General features: G+C 69.9%; 16 protein-coding genes. 8 read left to right on the plus strand and 8 right to left on the minus strand.

What is annotated here, in order from left to right; translation table 11 throughout:
* Positions 1–1,061: 1,061 nt before the first annotated feature.
* Complete coding sequence (locus KIS93_RS48750) at positions 1,062–1,565, plus strand: GntR family transcriptional regulator (RefSeq protein ID WP_230465511.1); 504 nt, start codon at positions 1,062–1,064, stop codon at positions 1,563–1,565.
* Between the two features lie 25 nt (positions 1,566–1,590).
* Positions 1,591–2,067 carry a GntR family transcriptional regulator gene (locus KIS93_RS48755; RefSeq protein ID WP_080042076.1) on the plus strand — a complete coding sequence of 159 codons (477 nt, stop codon included), beginning with the start codon at positions 1,591–1,593 and terminating at the stop codon, positions 2,065–2,067.
* 250 nt (positions 2,068–2,317) lie between these two features.
* On the opposite strand, the gene KIS93_RS48760 is transcribed toward KIS93_RS48755, so the two are convergent.
* From KIS93_RS48760 to KIS93_RS48770, 4 genes are all read right to left on the minus strand, one after another.
* Positions 2,318–2,731 carry an ASCH domain-containing protein gene (locus KIS93_RS48760; RefSeq protein ID WP_080047150.1) on the minus strand — a complete coding sequence of 138 codons (414 nt, stop codon included), beginning with the start codon at positions 2,729–2,731 and terminating at the stop codon, positions 2,318–2,320.
* Between the two features lie 14 nt (positions 2,732–2,745).
* Positions 2,746–3,768 carry a hypothetical protein gene (locus tag KIS93_RS48765; RefSeq protein WP_080042077.1) on the minus strand — a complete coding sequence of 341 codons (1,023 nt, stop codon included), beginning with the start codon at positions 3,766–3,768 and terminating at the stop codon, positions 2,746–2,748.
* A 359-nt stretch (positions 3,769–4,127) separates the two neighbouring features.
* A complete protein-coding gene (locus KIS93_RS66495; protein WP_246005493.1) occupies positions 4,128–4,520 on the minus strand; it encodes a DMT family transporter in 393 nt (130 codons plus the stop codon).
* Positions 4,421–5,044 (minus strand): EamA family transporter, encoded by a 624-nt coding sequence (locus KIS93_RS48770; RefSeq protein ID WP_246005479.1) that lies wholly within the window; start codon positions 5,042–5,044, stop codon positions 4,421–4,423. Before KIS93_RS48770 ends, KIS93_RS66495 begins: the two co-directional genes overlap by 100 nt.
* On the opposite strand from KIS93_RS48770, the gene KIS93_RS48775 reads away from it, so the two are divergent.
* From KIS93_RS48775 to KIS93_RS63925, 6 genes are all read left to right on the plus strand, one after another.
* A complete protein-coding gene (locus KIS93_RS48775) occupies positions 5,043–6,470 on the plus strand; it encodes an aminotransferase-like domain-containing protein (RefSeq protein WP_080042079.1) in 1,428 nt (475 codons plus the stop codon). The two genes, KIS93_RS48770 and KIS93_RS48775, sit on opposite strands and share 2 nt — an antisense overlap.
* A gap of 74 nt (positions 6,471–6,544) precedes the next feature.
* Positions 6,545–7,057 carry a CGNR zinc finger domain-containing protein gene (locus KIS93_RS48780; protein ID WP_080042080.1) on the plus strand — a complete coding sequence of 171 codons (513 nt, stop codon included), beginning with the start codon at positions 6,545–6,547 and terminating at the stop codon, positions 7,055–7,057.
* Between the two features lie 164 nt (positions 7,058–7,221).
* Positions 7,222–7,710 (plus strand): GNAT family N-acetyltransferase, encoded by a 489-nt coding sequence (locus tag KIS93_RS48785; RefSeq protein WP_080042081.1) that lies wholly within the window; start codon positions 7,222–7,224, stop codon positions 7,708–7,710.
* A 15-nt stretch (positions 7,711–7,725) separates the two neighbouring features.
* Complete coding sequence (locus KIS93_RS48790) at positions 7,726–8,601, plus strand: 1,4-dihydroxy-2-naphthoate polyprenyltransferase (RefSeq protein ID WP_080042082.1); 876 nt, start codon at positions 7,726–7,728, stop codon at positions 8,599–8,601.
* 17 nt (positions 8,602–8,618) lie between these two features.
* Positions 8,619–9,617 carry an adenosine deaminase gene (locus KIS93_RS48795; protein ID WP_080042083.1) on the plus strand — a complete coding sequence of 333 codons (999 nt, stop codon included), beginning with the start codon at positions 8,619–8,621 and terminating at the stop codon, positions 9,615–9,617.
* Positions 9,618–9,672: 55 nt separating this feature from the next.
* Positions 9,673–10,392: a GAF and ANTAR domain-containing protein gene (locus tag KIS93_RS63925; RefSeq protein WP_222107916.1), complete on the plus strand. Its 720-nt coding sequence runs from the start codon at positions 9,673–9,675 to the stop codon at positions 10,390–10,392.
* A gap of 29 nt (positions 10,393–10,421) precedes the next feature.
* On the opposite strand, the gene KIS93_RS48805 is transcribed toward KIS93_RS63925, so the two are convergent.
* The 4 genes from KIS93_RS48805 to KIS93_RS48820 form a co-directional block, all read right to left on the minus strand.
* Positions 10,422–10,913, minus strand: a complete 492-nt coding sequence (locus tag KIS93_RS48805; protein WP_080042085.1) for a GNAT family N-acetyltransferase — start codon at positions 10,911–10,913, stop codon at positions 10,422–10,424.
* Positions 10,914–11,066: 153 nt separating this feature from the next.
* Positions 11,067–11,804 (minus strand): 4-hydroxy-tetrahydrodipicolinate reductase, encoded by a 738-nt coding sequence (gene dapB / locus KIS93_RS48810; RefSeq protein WP_080042086.1) that lies wholly within the window; start codon positions 11,802–11,804, stop codon positions 11,067–11,069.
* Positions 11,805–11,814: 10 nt separating this feature from the next.
* Positions 11,815–13,125 (minus strand): M16 family metallopeptidase, encoded by a 1,311-nt coding sequence (locus KIS93_RS48815; protein WP_080042087.1) that lies wholly within the window; start codon positions 13,123–13,125, stop codon positions 11,815–11,817.
* Positions 13,122–15,455, minus strand: coding sequence for a polyribonucleotide nucleotidyltransferase (locus KIS93_RS48820; protein ID WP_080042088.1), 2,334 nt, complete (start codon positions 15,453–15,455; stop codon positions 13,122–13,124). Before KIS93_RS48820 ends, KIS93_RS48815 begins: the two co-directional genes overlap by 4 nt.
* Between the last annotated feature and the right edge of the window lie 220 nt (positions 15,456–15,675).

Here is a 15,675-nt window from a genome sequence, read left to right on the forward strand (position 1 = left end):
AAGGGGGCGGCTCGGGGGGCGGCAAGTCGGGCAAGGGGGCCGGCTCAGGCAGGGGCCGGCTCAGGCAGGGGCCGGCTCAGGCAGGGGCCGGCTCAGGCAGGAGGCGGCCCAGACGGGGGCAACTCGGGCAGGGCCAGTTGGGTAGGGCCAGTCGGGGGAAGAGCCGCCCAGAAGGACCTGCTCGGCGGCGAGCCTTTCTCGGCCAAGGCCCGCTCGGGGCAGAGCTAAGCGGGCAAGACGCAAGACGGTCACGTCCCGTCGAGTGGTGTAGAACCGTTCGGGCGGGCAGGGCCGGTTCGGTGCAGGTGCGCCATGGAGCGGCGGCATGTCCTGACCTCAGGGGACAGGACTGGTCGAATGCGGGAGGCCCGTTATGCATCAGGCCGCTCCGATGGAGGACCACTCGGGCGCAAGCCCGCTTCGGTACAGGAAGGGGTCAGGGTCCAAGCTCACGCCGGTGCAGGATCGGGTCGGGCACAGGGCTGCTCCGGGGCAGGATCGGTCGGGTCAGGGCCGATCAGGTACAAGCCCGTTCTGGTATAGGGCCGGTCGGGTGCAGGGCCGGTCGGGTGCAGGGCCGGTCGGGTGCAGGGCCGGTCGGGTCCAAGCCTCCTCCGGGCAGGACCGTTGGGGTCAGGAGCCGATCCAAGTGCAAGCCCGTTCTGGTGGATGGCCCGGTCGGGTGCGGGACGGGAGGACGGGCACAGGGATCAGCCCGTGCAGGTGGGTCGGGTGTCTGTGCATGGCCGGCCCGGACGTAAGACATGCCGGGTGCGGGCGAGGGGACGGTGGCGGATCGGCTATGGGCGTGCGGGCGGGCGAGGGTTTGGATGGGCGGGCGTGGGTGGGCGGGCGTGGGTGGGCGGGCATGGGTGGGCTGGCACGGCGGCTCCAGGGCGGGTGGGGTTTGGTTGAAGCCGGGAGCACTTGCGGAAGGCGATGGGATGCGTCTCCGTGATCGCGGGCGGGTGCAGGGGCGGGCTCTCGTCTAGGCCTTATCTCTTCTTGCCTGTATAGACGTTTGCTGTGTGGGCGTGGACGTGTCTGCCTATGATCGAAGCGTGTTGGATCGTGAAAGCCCCAGGTCTCTCTTCGAGCAGGTCGCCGACGTCATTCGCGATCAGATCGTGCGCGGCGAGCTGCGTGCCGGTGATCTCGTGCCCAGTGAGGCGACCCTTCAGCGGACGCACCGGATCAGCCGGACGACAGCCCGGCGGGCGATCGGGGTGCTGCGGAGTCAGGGTTTGGTGCACACGATCACGGCTGAAGGCACCTATGTGGGGCCTCCTGGGACGCCTCGGTCCAGCAGGAGGCTGTTCAAATACCAGAGGGTCGCCGCAGACATCGTCGCGCGTATCATGGGTGGTGAAATCCCTCCGAGAGAGGCCATTCCCGGAGAGAACTCGTTGATGCGACAATATGGTGTCGCGAGGGAGACCGTGCGGCATGCGCTGGCTTATCTCAGGGAGTCGGGGTGGGTGGTCACGGTGGCGTATGGGGGCACATATGTGGTCGACCGTGAAGAATGGCCCATAAATAAGGGATCTTATTTTCCCTTCCGTTGACCTCGCCATTGGATACCCTTAGAACGTGCTGAATCGCGAGGGTGACACCTATCTATATCTCCAGATCAGCGAGGTCCTCAGGTCGCGTATCACCGCCGAACTCTCGCCCGGAGATCCCGTGATCAGCGAGGCGGAGATCCAGCGGGAGTTCAAGGTCGCGCGTACGACGGCGCGGCGGGCGATCCGGGTGCTGCGGAATCAGGGGTTGGTTCATACGCGGCAGGGTGAGGGGACGTTCGTCAACGATCCCACGCTTTCCGGGCCCTCCGGGCGGTTGGCACCGTTCTATCGGCATATCGCCGGGGAAATGCGGGAGCGGATCAAGCGGCGTGAGTTCATGTCACGGCAGCAGATTCCGAGCGAGGTGGAGCTGGTGCGGCAGTATGGCGCGGCGCGTGAGACCGTGCGGCGTGCCATCGCGTTGCTGCGGGAGGAGGGGTGGGTGTACAGCATTCCGCATCGGGGGAGTTATGTCTCGCCTGAGGAGCAGTGGCCGGTTTGAGGAGGAGGAGGAGGGCGATCGTCGCCGTTCTCTTTCCGGGCCTCCGTTCTCTTCCGGCCTCCGTTCTCTTTGCAGGGCTCCGTTCCCTTTCCAGGGCGCCGTCTCTTTCCGGGGCTTGGGTGGGTGATGCCTCCGTGGCACCCGGATGAGGGCCTTTGTAGGAGCGAGAGGATGTCCTGTCCCCATGACCCTCAGATGACGCGCCTCCGCCGGGCTTGGGCGGTGGTGGCGGTCGGGGGGCTGGCGCTGGTCAGGGGGTGGTGGGTGCTGGTGGGACGAGGGTGAACCAGAGGCAGACCACTGTTGTGTCGGCCTTGACCTCGTAGCCGAGGCCCGACCAGTAGCGTCGGTGGGTTTCCTGCCAGTGTTCCGTTGAGGTGAAGCCCTCGCCTTCCGCCTTCGCGAACTCCCAGCTGACCTGTGCGAACGGTGTCAGCTCTACGCGCGTTACGCGGACCTCGCCGACTCGGGCGCCGGTGTCATCCACGAGGACGAGGTGCTCGCCGACGTGCTCGACCTCCTCGCCTTCCGCCTCGTAGTCCAGAGGCAGCAGGCCGGCCGTGGCCGTCTTGGTGCCCGCGAGCACCAGGTCGGTCAGCTCGGTACGGAGTTCGCCGGGGGTGCCGAGTTCGAGGACCCTGAGTCCGTCGATGCGTGGCCACATGCCGGCCATGCTAGTCAGAAGACCGGGATGATCTCCTCCGGGTCGATGAAGTCGACGTGCACCCCTTCCAGGTTCAGCTCGGGGATGGCGGGGAAGGCGATGCCCCAGCGCTCGACGATGGCGCGGATGTGGGCCATCGCCACGCGCCAGTTCTGCGCCTGCTCCTTGCTCGACAGCACGCCGAGGCCCGCCTGTCTGGCGAGGTCCATGAGGACAAGGTGGTTCTTGAGGAAGTACGGCGGCAGTTCCCAGAAGCCTTCCGGCGGCTCCCAGAGGATCATGCTGAGGAAGACGAAACCGGCCCTGAGCTGGCGGGTGATGAGGGCGCGGGTCTCGTCGGTGAGGCCCGGCCATTCGTTCTCCAGAATGGTCATGCAGATCTGCAGGTGGCGCGCCTCGTCGCGGCCGATCCGCTTGAACATCTCGCTGAAGACCGGATGCTTCGTGCCCGACGACATGCCCCTGAACAGCGTCGAGGCGGCCATCTCGCCCATCATGAAGCTGGTGAACAGCACGGGCAGCGAGTATTTGCCGACGGCCGAGGTGTAGCCGTTCCAGTAGCGGCCGCCGTTGTGGTAGAGCCAGCCGATGTTGTTGTGGGCGGCCGATTCGAGGTCGTCGGAAGGGGTCCAGTCGAGCGGGCCGCCCGGCCAGAGCTTGGCGATGGTGCGCTGGCAGCACTCCTCGTGGTTCATCTCGTCGCGGGTGATCGAGAAGAAACACTTCCTGACGGGGTCCTCTTCGTGTTTCTCGAACGCCTGGATGGTCGCGCGGGCGAACACCGCCGGCCCGGAGGCGTCGAAGTTGGCCAGCACCGCGAACCAGTACATGATGCCCAGGCGCTGCTCCCTGGTGAAGTCGGCCGGGTCGAGGCCGTCCCAGGGCAGGTCGGCCGGGTTCCAGAGCTCGCGCTTGGACTTCTCGTAGATGGCGGCGAGTTTCTCCGTCTCCACGTGCCATTCCATCGGGTAGATATTGGGCTGCGGGATCTCCGGCGCGGGCCAGAAACCGCCCTCTGGGATCGTGAGGTCCGCCATGGTTGTGACACCTCCCTCTGCCATCCTGCGGGGCGGCGTCACGGCTTTCAAGTACAAGCGCGGGCGTCACGGGGATGAGTCAAGCCGGGGGCCTACAAGGCATGCGTCAAGTGCGGCTCACTGGTGACGGCTGAGCGCCGGTCTTCGCGGGCTCTCCTCACGTAAAGAGCGCCGGTCTACGCGGTCATGATGGACGGTGCTCTCACATAAAGAGCGCCGATCTTCGCGGGCTCTCCTCGCGTAAAGAGCGCCGGTCTTCGCGGGCATGATGGACGGTGCTCCTCTCGCGTAAAGTGTGCCGGTCTTCGCGGGGCTCTTCTCATGGACGAGCGTGCCCCTGCGATGGCCCAGCCCCGTCCTCACGTACGAGCGCGTTGGGTGATGGCGACGCACACCAGGACCGCCAGCGCCGCCACCACCGTGGAGGCTCCGAACCGCTCCCCCATCAACCCCCACGCCCACACCAGCGTCAGCAGGGGCTGGGTGAGCTGGGTCTGGCCGGCGCGGGCGATGCCGCCCCTGGCCAGGCCGGCGTACCAGGGGATGAAGCCGACGAACATCGAGATCACCGACACGTACGCGAAACCCGCCAGGGACTCGCCCGTGAGGGTGATGGGGGTGGTGGCGGCGAGGGCGGCCGTCACGGGGAGCGTCAGCGGGAGGGAGAGGACGAGGGCGTGGGAGATGACCCGCCAGCCGGGCGTGTGCTTGGCGAGGCGGCCGCCCTCGGTGTAGCCGATCGCCGCCGACAGGAGCGCGCCGAGGAGGAGCAGGTCGGGCCAGGAGGGGCGGCCGTGGTGCTGGATGAGGGTGAACGCGGTGATGGCGGCGGCGCCGGCCGTGCAGCCGGCCCAGAAGAGGGGGCGGGGCGTTCGCCGGCGCGCAGGACGGCGCAGGCGGCGGTGGCGGCCGGGAGGAGGCCGATGACGACGGCGGAGTGGGCGGTGCTGGCGCCCAGGTGGAGGGCCAGGCCGCTGAAGACGGGGAAGCCGACGACGACGCCGAGCACGATGAGCGCGTAGGCGGGCCACTGCGATCGGGGCGGGAGGAGGGCGTGGCCGGCGGCTTTGAGGCAGATGAGGGCGATGGCGCCGGCCACGGCGGCCCGTCCGACGGCGACCAGCCAGGGGTCGAGGCCGCGCATCGCGTACACGGTGGCCGGCATGGAGCCCGAGAACGACAGGACGCCGAGGAACGCCAGCCACGTGCCACGGCCGCCGAGGCTCGGCGGGACCGCTACTCTCCTGGTGACAGTAGCGCTATTCTCAACCTTCATGAACAACGATAGCAGTATCGCCCAGATCGCCGCGATACTGCGCGAAGAGGCCGATCGGCTCGGCCCGGGGGCGCGGCTGCCGTCCAGCCGGGAGATCATGCGCCGCCACAACGTGAGCCCCGTCACCGTCTCCCGGGCCATCGGGCAGCTCGCGGCGGAGGGGCGGGTGGTGTCGAGGCCGGGCAGCGGGGCGTTCGTGGCGCGGCGGGCCGGCGGCGCGGCGCAGGACGCGCCCGACTTGTCCTGGCAGACGGTGGCTCTGGGCGACCGGGTGGTGGACGAGGGGCCCGTGTCGGCACTGCTGGGCGCGGCGCCCGAGGGGGTGGTGCCGCTGACCGGCGGTTACCTGCGGCCGGGGCTGCGCCCGGACAAGCAGCTCGCGGCGGCCGCGGCGCGGGCCGTGCGCCGGCCGGACGCCTGGGCGATGCCGCCGCTGACGGGCCTGCGGGAGCTGCGGCGGTGGTTCGCGACGCAGGCGGGCAGCGACGTGACCGAGGCCGACGCGCTCATCGTGAGCGGCGGGCAGGCGGCGCTCACGCACGCGTTCAGGGCGCTGGCGGCCCCGGGGACGCCCATCCTGGTGGAGACGCCCACGTATCCGGGCGCGTTGTCGGCGGCGAAGGCGGCCGGGCTGCGGGCCACGGCCGTGCCGATGGACCGCGAGGGCGTGCGGCCGGACCTGCTGGCCGAGGCGTTCGCGGTCACGGGGGCGCGGGTGTTCTTCTGCCAGCCCACGCTGCACAACCCCACGGGCGCCACGCTGCCGCCGGAGCGCAGGCGGCAGGTGCTGGAGGTGGCGCGGGCGGCGGGCGCGTTCGTGGTGGAGGACGACTTCGCCCGGTACCTGACCGCGCAGCCGCCCCCGTCCCTGGCCTCCATGGACCGGCACGGCACGGTGGTGCACATCGTCTCGCTGACGAAGATCCTGTCGCCGAGCATGCGGGTGGCGGCGGTCATCGCGCGCGGGCCGGCCGCGCACCGGCTGCGGGCGAGCCAGCTCGTGGAGTCGTTCTTCGTCGCCCGGCCCTTGCAGGAGACGGCGCTGGAGTTCGTGGGGTCGCCGGCGTGGCGGCGGCACCTCGCGGCCGTGCACGCGGAGATCGCGACCCGCCGGGACGCGCTCGCGGCGGCCCTGGCCGAGCTGCTGCCGGAGGCCGAGCCGCACCTGCTGCCCGCGGGTGGCATGCATCTGTGGGTACGCCTGCCCGCCTCCGTGGACGAGACCGCGCTGACCGAGGCCGCCCGGCGGACCGGGGTGCTGATCAGCCCCGGCCGGCTGTACTACGCGGCCGAGCCGCCGGGCCCCAGGATCCGGGTCACACACATGGCCGCCGCGCATCTGACGGAGCTGCGGGAGGGAGTCAGGAGGCTGGCCGAGGCGATGGCGGCGGTCACGGGCCGGGGCGATGGCCGCGCTCACACCTGACGCCGCGGCGGCCGCACTCATCGGTCGAGGAGGTGGCTGAAGCGATGACGATCATCGGACAGTAGAGTGACGGCATGCCGTTCCCCGCGGAGCTCGTACGAGACTTCGTGAACACGTTCGACGTCGAAGCCCAAGCGGACGAGCTGTCCTCCCCGGCCGAGCTGGCCGTGTGGCTGCGCGAGCGCGACCTCGTCGGCCCGCGCGACCGCGCCACCGACGACGACCTCCAGATCGCGCACGCCCTGCGCGAGGGCCTGCGGGCCGCGCTCAGGCAGGAGCGGGCCGACCTGCCGGAGCTGCCGCTGCAGGTCGCGGTCGGAAATCAGGGGCCGGAGCTGGTCCCGGCCGTGCCGGGGGTGCGTGGCGGGCTGGCGCGGATCGCGGCGGCGGCGTTGAGCGCGGACTGGGAGCGGCTGAAGGTGTGCGCGGAGGGAACCTGTCAGTGGGCGTTCATCGACCTGTCGAAGAACCGTTCCCGCTCGTGGTGTTCCATGCGGGTATGCGGCAACCGCACCAAGACACGGGCTTACCGGGCGAGGAAGCGGGGTTCGCGTCGTCTCCAAGGCTCAAACACCGATACGGTGTAACTCGTGCCTTGTGGCATGAACGGCAGGCGAAGGAGCGGGCCGAGATGGCAGACGTAGGCGTCCGGGCGGCCCGGCGCGAGGATGTGCTCCAGGTTGCGAATTGTCAGATCCGCGCCTGGCGCTACGGCTATCGGGATTTCCTGCCCGAGGGCCCACTCGAGCAGATGACTGGCGCGGCGGCCGAGAAGATGTGGCTGCGCCAGTGGGACGAGGCGATCGTCGCCCCGCCCAGCCCCATGCACCGGGTGCTGGTGGCGGTGGAGACCATCCTCGACACCGAGGGTTTTCCCGCCCTCGGCGCGGGCGGCAGCGCCGCCCTGGTCACACCCCGCGGCGGGGAGCGCGTGGTCGGGCTGGTCTCGCACGCGCCCGCCGAGGACCCCGATCTCGACCCCGGGCGGGTGGCCGAGATGCTGACGCTGCTGGTCGACCCCGACTTCGTCCGCCGGGGGCACGGCAGCCGCCTGCTCAACGCCACCGTCGACTACATGCGGGAAGACGGCTTCCGTCAGATCGTCACCTGGGTGTTCGCGGAGAACTACGCGATGCTCGGCTTCCTGGAGTCGGCGGGCTGGGGCGAGGACATGGCGGAGCGCGTCCTCGACATGGGCCGGCCGGTCCGGATGATCAGGCTCACGACCGACATCAGCTAGAGGTAGAACGACAACATGGCAACTCCCGCGCAGTGGATCGCCGGAGCCCGCCCGCGCACGCTGCCCAACGCCGTCGTGCCCGTCATGGTGGGCACCGGCGTGGCGATCGGCGAAGGCGGCTTCGTGTGGTGGCGGGCGGTCCTGGCACTGCTCGTGGCGCTGTCGCTGCAGATCGGCGTCAACTACGCCAACGACTACAGCGACGGCATCCGGGGCACCGACGACCAGCGGGTCGGCCCGATGCGGCTGGTCGGCTCGCGCGCGGCCACGCCGCGCGAGGTGCTGGCGGCGGCGCTGGGCTGCTTCGCGCTGGCCGCTGTGCTCGGCCTGATCCTGGTGCTGGTCACGCGGGCGTGGTGGGTGCTGCTGGTGGGCGCGGCGGCGATCGCGGCCGCGTGGTTCTACACCGGCGGCAAGCATCCGTACGGCTACCGCGGCCTGGGCGAGGTGGCCGTGTTCGTGTTCTTCGGGATCGTGCCCGTGGTCGGCACGGCGTACATGCAGACGGAGCACCTGAGCTGGGCGGCGCTGTTCGCGTCGATCCCGGTGGGGCTGCTGTCGTGCTCCATGCTGGTGGTCAACAACCTGCGTGACGTCGGCACCGACGGCCGCTCGGGCAAGCGCACGCTGGCGGTGCTGCTGGGGGCCGAGCGCACGCGTACGCTGTACGTGGCCTGCCAGGTGGTGCCGTTCGTGGTGGCGCTGGCGATGGTGCCGATCACGCCGTGGGCGGCGCTGGTGCTGCTGGCGGTGCCGCTGGCGATCGGCCCCATCAGGGCGGTGCTGGGCAAGGCCGTGGGGCCGGCGCTGATCGCGGTGCTGCAGCAGACGGGCAAGCTGCAGATGGCGTACGGGGCTCTGTTCGCGGTGGGGCTGGCCATCGTCTTCTGAGCTTCTAAGGTGGGACGGTGAAGGATTTCATCGCCGGGCTGCCGAAGTGCGAGCTGCACCTGCACATCGAGGGCACGCTGGAGCCCGAGCTCAAGTTCGAGCTGGCCGCGCGCAACGGCATCGAGCTGCCGTACGCGGACGTGGCGGAGATGCGGGCCGCCTACACCTTCGACAGCCTGTCCTCGTTCCTGACGATCTACTACGAGGGCATGAAGGTGCTGCGCACCGAGCCCGACTTCTACGACCTGGCCATGGCGTACCTGCGCAAGGCCGCGGAGCAGAACGTCCGTTATGCCGAGATCTTCTTCGACCCGCAGGCGCACACCTCGCGCGGCGTGCCGTTCGACGTGGTGATCAGGGGGCTGCGGCGGGCGCTCATGGACGCGCACGCCCAGCTCGGGGTGCGGGCCCAGCTCATCATGTGCTTCCTGCGCGACTTCCAGGCCGAGTACGCGATGGCGACGCTGCTGGAGTCGTTGCCGTACAAGGAGTGGATCGCGGGGGTGGGGCTCGACTCCGACGAGAGGGGCAACCCGCCGCGCAAGTTCGCGGCCGTCTACGAGCGGGCCCGGCAGGAGGGCTACCTGCTGACCATGCACTGCGACGTCGACCAGGACGACGCGGCCGAGCACATCCGCCAGGCCATCGAGGAGATCGGCGTCGACCGCATCGACCACGGCGTCAACATCCTGGAGGATCAGCGGCTGGTCGAGGTGGTGCTGGCGCGCGGCATGGGGCTGACGTGCTGCCCGATCTCCAACGGCTACGTCACCGACTCGATGAAGGCCGAGGGCATCCGCAAGCTGATGGACCTGGGCGTGCGGGTGACGGTCAACTCCGACGACCCCGCCTACTTCGACGGCTACGTCCAGGAGAACCTCGTCGCCCTGCACGACGCGCTGCAGCTCACGCGCGAGGAGCTGGCGCAGCTCGAGCGCAACGCCTTCGAGATCACCTGGTTGCCCAGGCACCTCAAGGATGCCTATCTGGCCGAGATCGACGCTTACGTCTCGTGACTGCGTCGCGGAGCGGCTAGCCTGGAAGGACTCCAAGCCATCGCGAGGGATCCTGGTGAACCGGCCGAGTCTGCCCACGGACATCGAGGAGTTCGAACGGGCGCTCACTGACTGTGTCACCATCGCCGCGCAGGCGATGCCCGATCGTGCGATGCTCAGCATCGCCCTGTGCGGGGATGACGACTTCCGTACCGTGGCCTGCTCGCACGCGCGGGCCGAGCTGCTCGACGGGCTGCAGCAGGCCACCGGGCAGGGGCCGGTGCTCGACGCGCTCGACACCGGCAAGGCGGTCACGGTCCTCGATCTGGCCGCCGACTCGCGGTGGCCGCGTTTCGTCTCGGGGGCTCCCGAGGTTCGCGGGGTGCACTGCGAGCCGCTGGAGTTCGAGAGCGTGCTGCTGGGTGTGCTGACCGTCTACGCGGGCGACGCCGAGGGGCTGCCGGAGCAGGCGTGGGTGGCCCTGCGGGTCGCGGCCGCGCACGTGCCCGTGCTGTTCCGTACGGCGCTCGACGTGGCCCGGCTGCGGGAGGTGGAGGCGCAGCTCAAGGAGGCGCTGAACACGCGGGCGATCATCGATCAGGCGCTCGGCATCGTCATGGTGCAGCGGCGGTGCACGGCGCGGGAGGCGTTCGACATCCTGCGGCGGGTCTCGCAGGACAGGAACGTCAAGCTGCACCAGCTCGCCGCGTCGATCGTGGAGAAGGTCACCGGCCGGCCGCCGCAGCGCTCCCGCTTCGAGGAGCCGCCGCGGCGCGTCTCCGGCCACCGGCCCTGAAGGCCCCCTGCGCCGCGCTCAGAACGCCGCTAGCGCCCTTTCTCGCGCCACCGGACCATGACGACCCTGGGCGCGACCTCGATGCCCAGCTCGCGCTCCCGGCGTACCAGCTCCCGCAGCTGCGGCCCCCACTCCTGCTCAGGCATGACGGTGAAGCCGTGCCGCTCGTACCAGGGCGCGTTCCACGGCACGTCGCGAAAGGTCGTCAGCGTCACGGCCGGCGCCCCCGCCGCGCCGGCGTGGTCGATCACGGCGGCCATCAGCCGCCCGCCGATCCCCTGCCGCATCCGGTCGGGCCGGACGGCGAGCTGTTCGAGATGCAGGTTACCGTCGACCCAGCCGATCAGCGCGAACCCGTCGGGCGGTGTCCCCTCGACCAGCACCACCCCAGGATCGGACACCTCTTCGATCTGCGTGGTGCCGGGCGGGAAGACGATGCCCACCTGCTCGAAAAGCCCGTCGGCGGCCACCTCGACGGCGGCCAGCCCGGGCAGCTCACTTTTCTCAGCCCATCGCACCATGGCGACACGATCTCATGTTTCGGGCTGATCTCGCCGCTCGTATTAGGGTTGATGATCGTAGGCCCGGCTGTGCGGAGCCGGGACCCTCTCCTCACGACGTGCCCACGCCCGCGCGGGTGTGGGCACGTCGTGTGCGTTGTCACCCAGCACGGGTCACAGGTCGAGCAGCGGTTCCAGGCCGATGGTGAGGCCGGGCAGCTCGCGCACCCGGCGCACGCCGAGCAGCACGCCCGGCGTGAACGCGGCCCTGCTCATCGTGTCGTGCCTGATCGTGAGCGTCTCGCCGTCGCCGCCCAGCAGCACCTCCTGGTGCGCGATGAGCCCCGACAGGCGCACCGCGTGCACGTGGACGCCGCCGACGTCGGCCCCGCGGGCGCCGTCGAGCGCCGTGCTGGTGGCGTCGGGCATCGCGGCGAGCCCGGCCTTGGCGCGGGCCTCGGAGACCAGCTCGGCCGTGCGGCGGGCGGTGCCCGACGGCGCGTCGGCCTTGTTAGGGTGGTGCAGCTCGACGATCTCGACGGACTCGAAGTAGCGGGCGGCCTGCTGCGCGAAGTGCATCATGAGCACCGCCGCGATGCCGAAGTTGGGGGCGATGAGGCAGTGGGTGCCGGGATTGGCCGCCAGCCACCCGCGTACGGCCTCCAGCCGCCCCTCGTCGAAGCCGGTGGTGCCCACGACGGGGTGGATGCCGTGGCCGATCATCCATTCGAGGTTGCCCATGACCACGTCGGGATGGGTGAAGTCGACCACCACCTCGGCGCCCTGGAGCCCCTCGATGGGGTCATCCTTGTCGAGCGCGGCCACCAGCTCCATGTCGGTGGCCGCCTCGACCGCTTTGCACACCTCGACGCCCACGCGCCCTCGGGCGCCGAGCACACCTACCCTGATCACGCGCCCAACTCTAGCGAACGGCGTCGCTGAAGTCCTTGTCGCCGTACGGGCCGATCACGGCGAGCGTGAGCGGCCGGTTGAGGACGTCGCGCGCCACCTCGGAGATCTCGTCGGGCGTGACGGACTCGATGCGCGAGAGCACCTCGTCGACCGACATGAGCTCGTCGTAGACCAGCTCGTTCTTGCCGATGCGGGACATGCGCGAGCCAGTGTCCTCCAGGCCGAGCACGAGCCCGCCGCGCATCTGCCCCTTGCCCCGCATGATCTCGTCGGCGCTGAGGCCCTCCGTCACCACCCTGGACACCTCGTCGCGGCAGATCTTGAGCACGTCGTCGATCTTCGAGGGCAGGCAGCCCACGTAGATGCCGAACTGCCCGGTGTCGGCGTAGGCCGAGGTGTAGCTGTAGGCGGAGTAGGCCAGGCCGCGCTTCTCCCGGATCTCCTGGAAGAGCCTGGACGACATGCCGCCGCCGAGCGCGGCGTTGAGCACGCCGAGCGCGAACCTGCGGTCGTCGGTGCGGGGCAGGCCGGTCGTGCCGAGCACGAGGTTGGCCTGCTCGGTGGGCCGGTCGAGGACCGCGACGCCGGAGCGGGTCTCGGCGCCGGGGCCGCTGGTGCGCGGCGGCGCGAACTCGGCGGGGCCGTTCAGGGCGCCCGCCCGCTCGTACGCCCGCGCGACCAGCTCCACGACCTCCTCGTGCCGCACGTTGCCCGCGACGGACACGACGGTGGCACGGGGCCGGTAGTAGCGGTGGTAGTACTCGGCGATGCGGTCACGCCCGAGGGCGTTGATCGAGTCGACCGTTCCCAGGATGGGCCGGCCGATCGGCGAGTCACCGTAGAGGGCGGCCGCGAACTGCTCGTGCACCACGTCGGACGGGTCGTCGTCGTGCATGGCGATCTCTTCGAGGATCACGCCCCGCTCCGACTCGACGTCCTGCTCGGTGACCAGCGAGCTGGTCACGACGTCGGCGAGCACGTCGACCGCGACCGGCAGGTCCTCGTCGAGGACCCGCGCGTAGTAGCAGGTGTACTCCTTGGCGGTGAAGGCGTTGATCTCACCGCCGATGCCCTCGATCGAGGCGGAGATCTCCATCGCGTCGCGCGTGGGCGTGCCCTTGAACAGCAGGTGCTCAAGGAAATGGGTGGCCCCCATGTGCTCGGGGGCCTCATCACGCGAGCCGATGCCGACCCACATGCCGACCGCGACGCTCCGCACGGTCGGCATGGTCTCGGTCACCACGCGCAGCCCACCCGGGAGGACGGTGCGCCTTACCACCCCGGCTCCGTCCTTGCCGGGGTGCAGCGTGGTCGTCGTCACGAGTTCCGGTCGTCTCCTTCGGAACTGCCGCGGGTGCGCACCCGGGTGCGGGTGCGGCGGGGCCGCTCGGGCTTGTCCTCGGCGGCGGCGGAACCCTCGGCGGGCTGGTCGGGAGCCTCGGCGGGAGCGTCGTCCCCCTTGGCCTCCTTCTCGGCCGCTTCCTTCTCGATGACCTCGACGGGCACCAGCGAGAGCTTGCCGCGGCCGTCGATCTCGGCGATCTCGACCTGGATCTTCTCGCCGACGCTCATGACGTCCTCGACGTTCTCGATGCGCTTGCCGCCGTGCAGCTTGCGGATCTGGGAGACGTGCAGCAGGCCGTCCTTGCCGGGCATGAGCGAGACGAACGCGCCGAAGGCGGCGATCTTGACGACCGTGCCCAGGTAACGCTCGCCCACCTCGGGCATGTGCGGGTTGGCGATGGCGTTGATCGCGGAGCGGGCGGCCTCGGCGGAGGGCCCGTCGGTGGCGCCGATGTAGATCGTGCCGTCGTCCTCGATGGTGATCTCGGCGCCCGTGTCGTCCTGGATCTGGTTGATCATCTTGCCCTTCGGGCCGATGACCTCGCCGATCTTGTCGACCGGGACCTTGATCGTGATGATCCGCGGCGCCGTCGGGTTCATCTCCGCCGGGGAGTCGATGGCCTCCTGCATCACGTCGAGGATCGCCAGGCGGGCGCCCTTGGCCTGCTTGAGCGCGCCGGCCAGCACGCTGGCGGGGATGCCGTCGAGCTTGGTGTCGAGCTGCAGGGCGGTGATGACGTCCTTGGTGCCGGCGACCTTGAAGTCCATGTCGCCCATGGCGTCTTCGGCGCCGAGGATGTCGGTCAGGGTGACGTAGGTGTCGCCCTCGCCGATCAGGCCCATCGCGATGCCCGCGACCATCTCCTTGAGCGGCACACCGGCGTCGAGCAGCGCCATCGTCGAGGCGCAGACCGAGCCCATCGAGGTGGAGCCGTTGGAGCCGAGGGCCTCGGAGACCTGCCGGATCGCATACGGGAACTCCTCGCGCGAGGGCAGCACCGGGATCAGCGCCCGCTCGGCCAGCGCGCCGTGGCCGATCTCGCGCCGCTTCGGCGAGCCGACGCGGCCGGTCTCACCGGTGGAGTAGGGCGGGAAGTTGTAGTTGTGCATGTAGCGCTTGGTCCGCTCGGGGTTGAGCGTGTCGATGACCTGCTCCATGCGCAGCATGTTGAGGGTGGTGATGCCCAGGATCTGGGTCTCGCCGCGCTCGAACAGCGCCGAGCCGTGCACCCGGGGCACCACGTGCACCTCGGCCGACAGGGCGCGGATGTCCTTCGTGCCGCGGCCGTCGATGCGGATGCCCTCGTTGATGACCCGCTCGCGCATGAGCTTCTTCATGACCGAGCGGAACGCGGCGGAGATCTCCTTCTCGCGCCCCTCGAACTCGGGCAGGAGCTTCTCGGCGGCCAGCGCCTTGACCTTCTCCAGCTCGTTCTCGCGCTCCTGCTTGCCGGCGATGGTCAGCGCGGCGGCCAGCTCGGTCTTGATCGCGGCCTCGACGGCGGCGTAGACGTCTTCCTGGTAGTCGAGGAAGACCGGGTACTCGGCCGTCTCCTTGGCCGCGACTCTCGCGATGCGCGACTGCGCCTCGCACAGCACCTTGATGAACGGCTTCGCCGCCTCGAGACCCTGCGCGACCGTCTCCTCGGTGGGAGCGACGGCGCCCTCGGCGACCAGCTTCAGCGTGTCCTTGGTGGACTCGGCCTCGACCATCATGATCGCGACGTCGCCGTCGTCGAGCACGCGGCCCGCCACGACCATGTCGAACGTGGCCCGCTCAAGCTCGGGGTGCGTCGGGAAGGCCACCCACTGGCCGTCGATCAGCGCCACCCGCACGCCGCCGATCGGGCCCGAGAAGGGCAGACCGGCGAGCTGCGTGGACAGCGACGCGGCGTTGATGGCGACCACGTCGTAGAGGTGGTCGGGGTTGAGCGCCATGACGGTCGCCACGACCTGCACCTCGTTGCGCAGGCCCTTGACGAACGACGGGCGCAGCGGCCGGTCGATCAGGCGGCAGGTGAGGATGGCGTCCTCGGAGGGACGGCCCTCACGGCGGAAGAACGAGCCGGGGATGCGCCCGGCCGCGTACATGCGCTCCTCGACGTCCACCGTCAGCGGGAAGAAGTCGAACTGCTCCTTGGGAGTCTTCGACGCGGTGGTCGCCGACAGCACCATCGTGTCGTTGTCGAGATAGGCGACGGCCGAGCCGGCCGCCTGACGCGCGAGCCGACCGGTCTCGAACCGGATCGTGCGCGTGCCGAAAGAGCCGTTGTCTATGACGGCTTCAGCAGTGTGGACACCCTCCACGGGGGACCTCCTTGTGGTCGGTCTCCCGCGCCCTTTTTCTCACCGGCACCCTCGTTAGGTGCAGCGCCGGTCTTCGATCGAAGCGCCCGGTCAAGTGCGTTCTTACCGGAAGCCACTACCGAGGACCGGCCCGCAGGCGTCGCGGGTCGCATGGTGCTGAACGGACGCGGGGGCTGTGTGTCTCGGATCTTCAGTTGTACGTCAGGCGCGGGGGCGTTTC

The organism is [Actinomadura] parvosata subsp. kistnae (genome assembly GCF_900323885.1).
Lineage (GTDB): Bacteria > Actinomycetota > Actinomycetes > Streptosporangiales > Streptosporangiaceae > Nonomuraea > Nonomuraea composti.

Bases quoted from the DNA above. Each gene is read 5' to 3' on its own strand.
- KIS93_RS48760 (WP_080047150.1), bottom strand. From the start codon at position 2,731: ATGTGGCCACGCATCGACGGACTCAGGGTCCTCGAACTCGGCACCCCC.
- KIS93_RS48765 (WP_080042077.1), bottom strand. From the start codon at position 3,768: ATGGCGGACCTCACGATCCCAGAGGGCGGTTTCTGGCCCGCGCCGGAG.
- KIS93_RS48775 (WP_080042079.1), top strand. From the start codon at position 5,043: ATGAACAACGATAGCAGTATCGCCCAGATCGCCGCGATACTGCGCGAA.
- KIS93_RS48770 (WP_246005479.1), bottom strand. From the start codon at position 5,044: ATGAAGGTTGAGAATAGCGCTACTGTCACCAGGAGAGTAGCGGTCCCG.
- KIS93_RS48780 (WP_080042080.1), top strand. From the start codon at position 6,545: ATGCCGTTCCCCGCGGAGCTCGTACGAGACTTCGTGAACACGTTCGAC.
- KIS93_RS48785 (WP_080042081.1), top strand. From the start codon at position 7,222: ATGACTGGCGCGGCGGCCGAGAAGATGTGGCTGCGCCAGTGGGACGAG.
- KIS93_RS48790 (WP_080042082.1), top strand. From the start codon at position 7,726: ATGGCAACTCCCGCGCAGTGGATCGCCGGAGCCCGCCCGCGCACGCTG.
- KIS93_RS48805 (WP_080042085.1), bottom strand. From the start codon at position 10,913: ATGGTGCGATGGGCTGAGAAAAGTGAGCTGCCCGGGCTGGCCGCCGTC.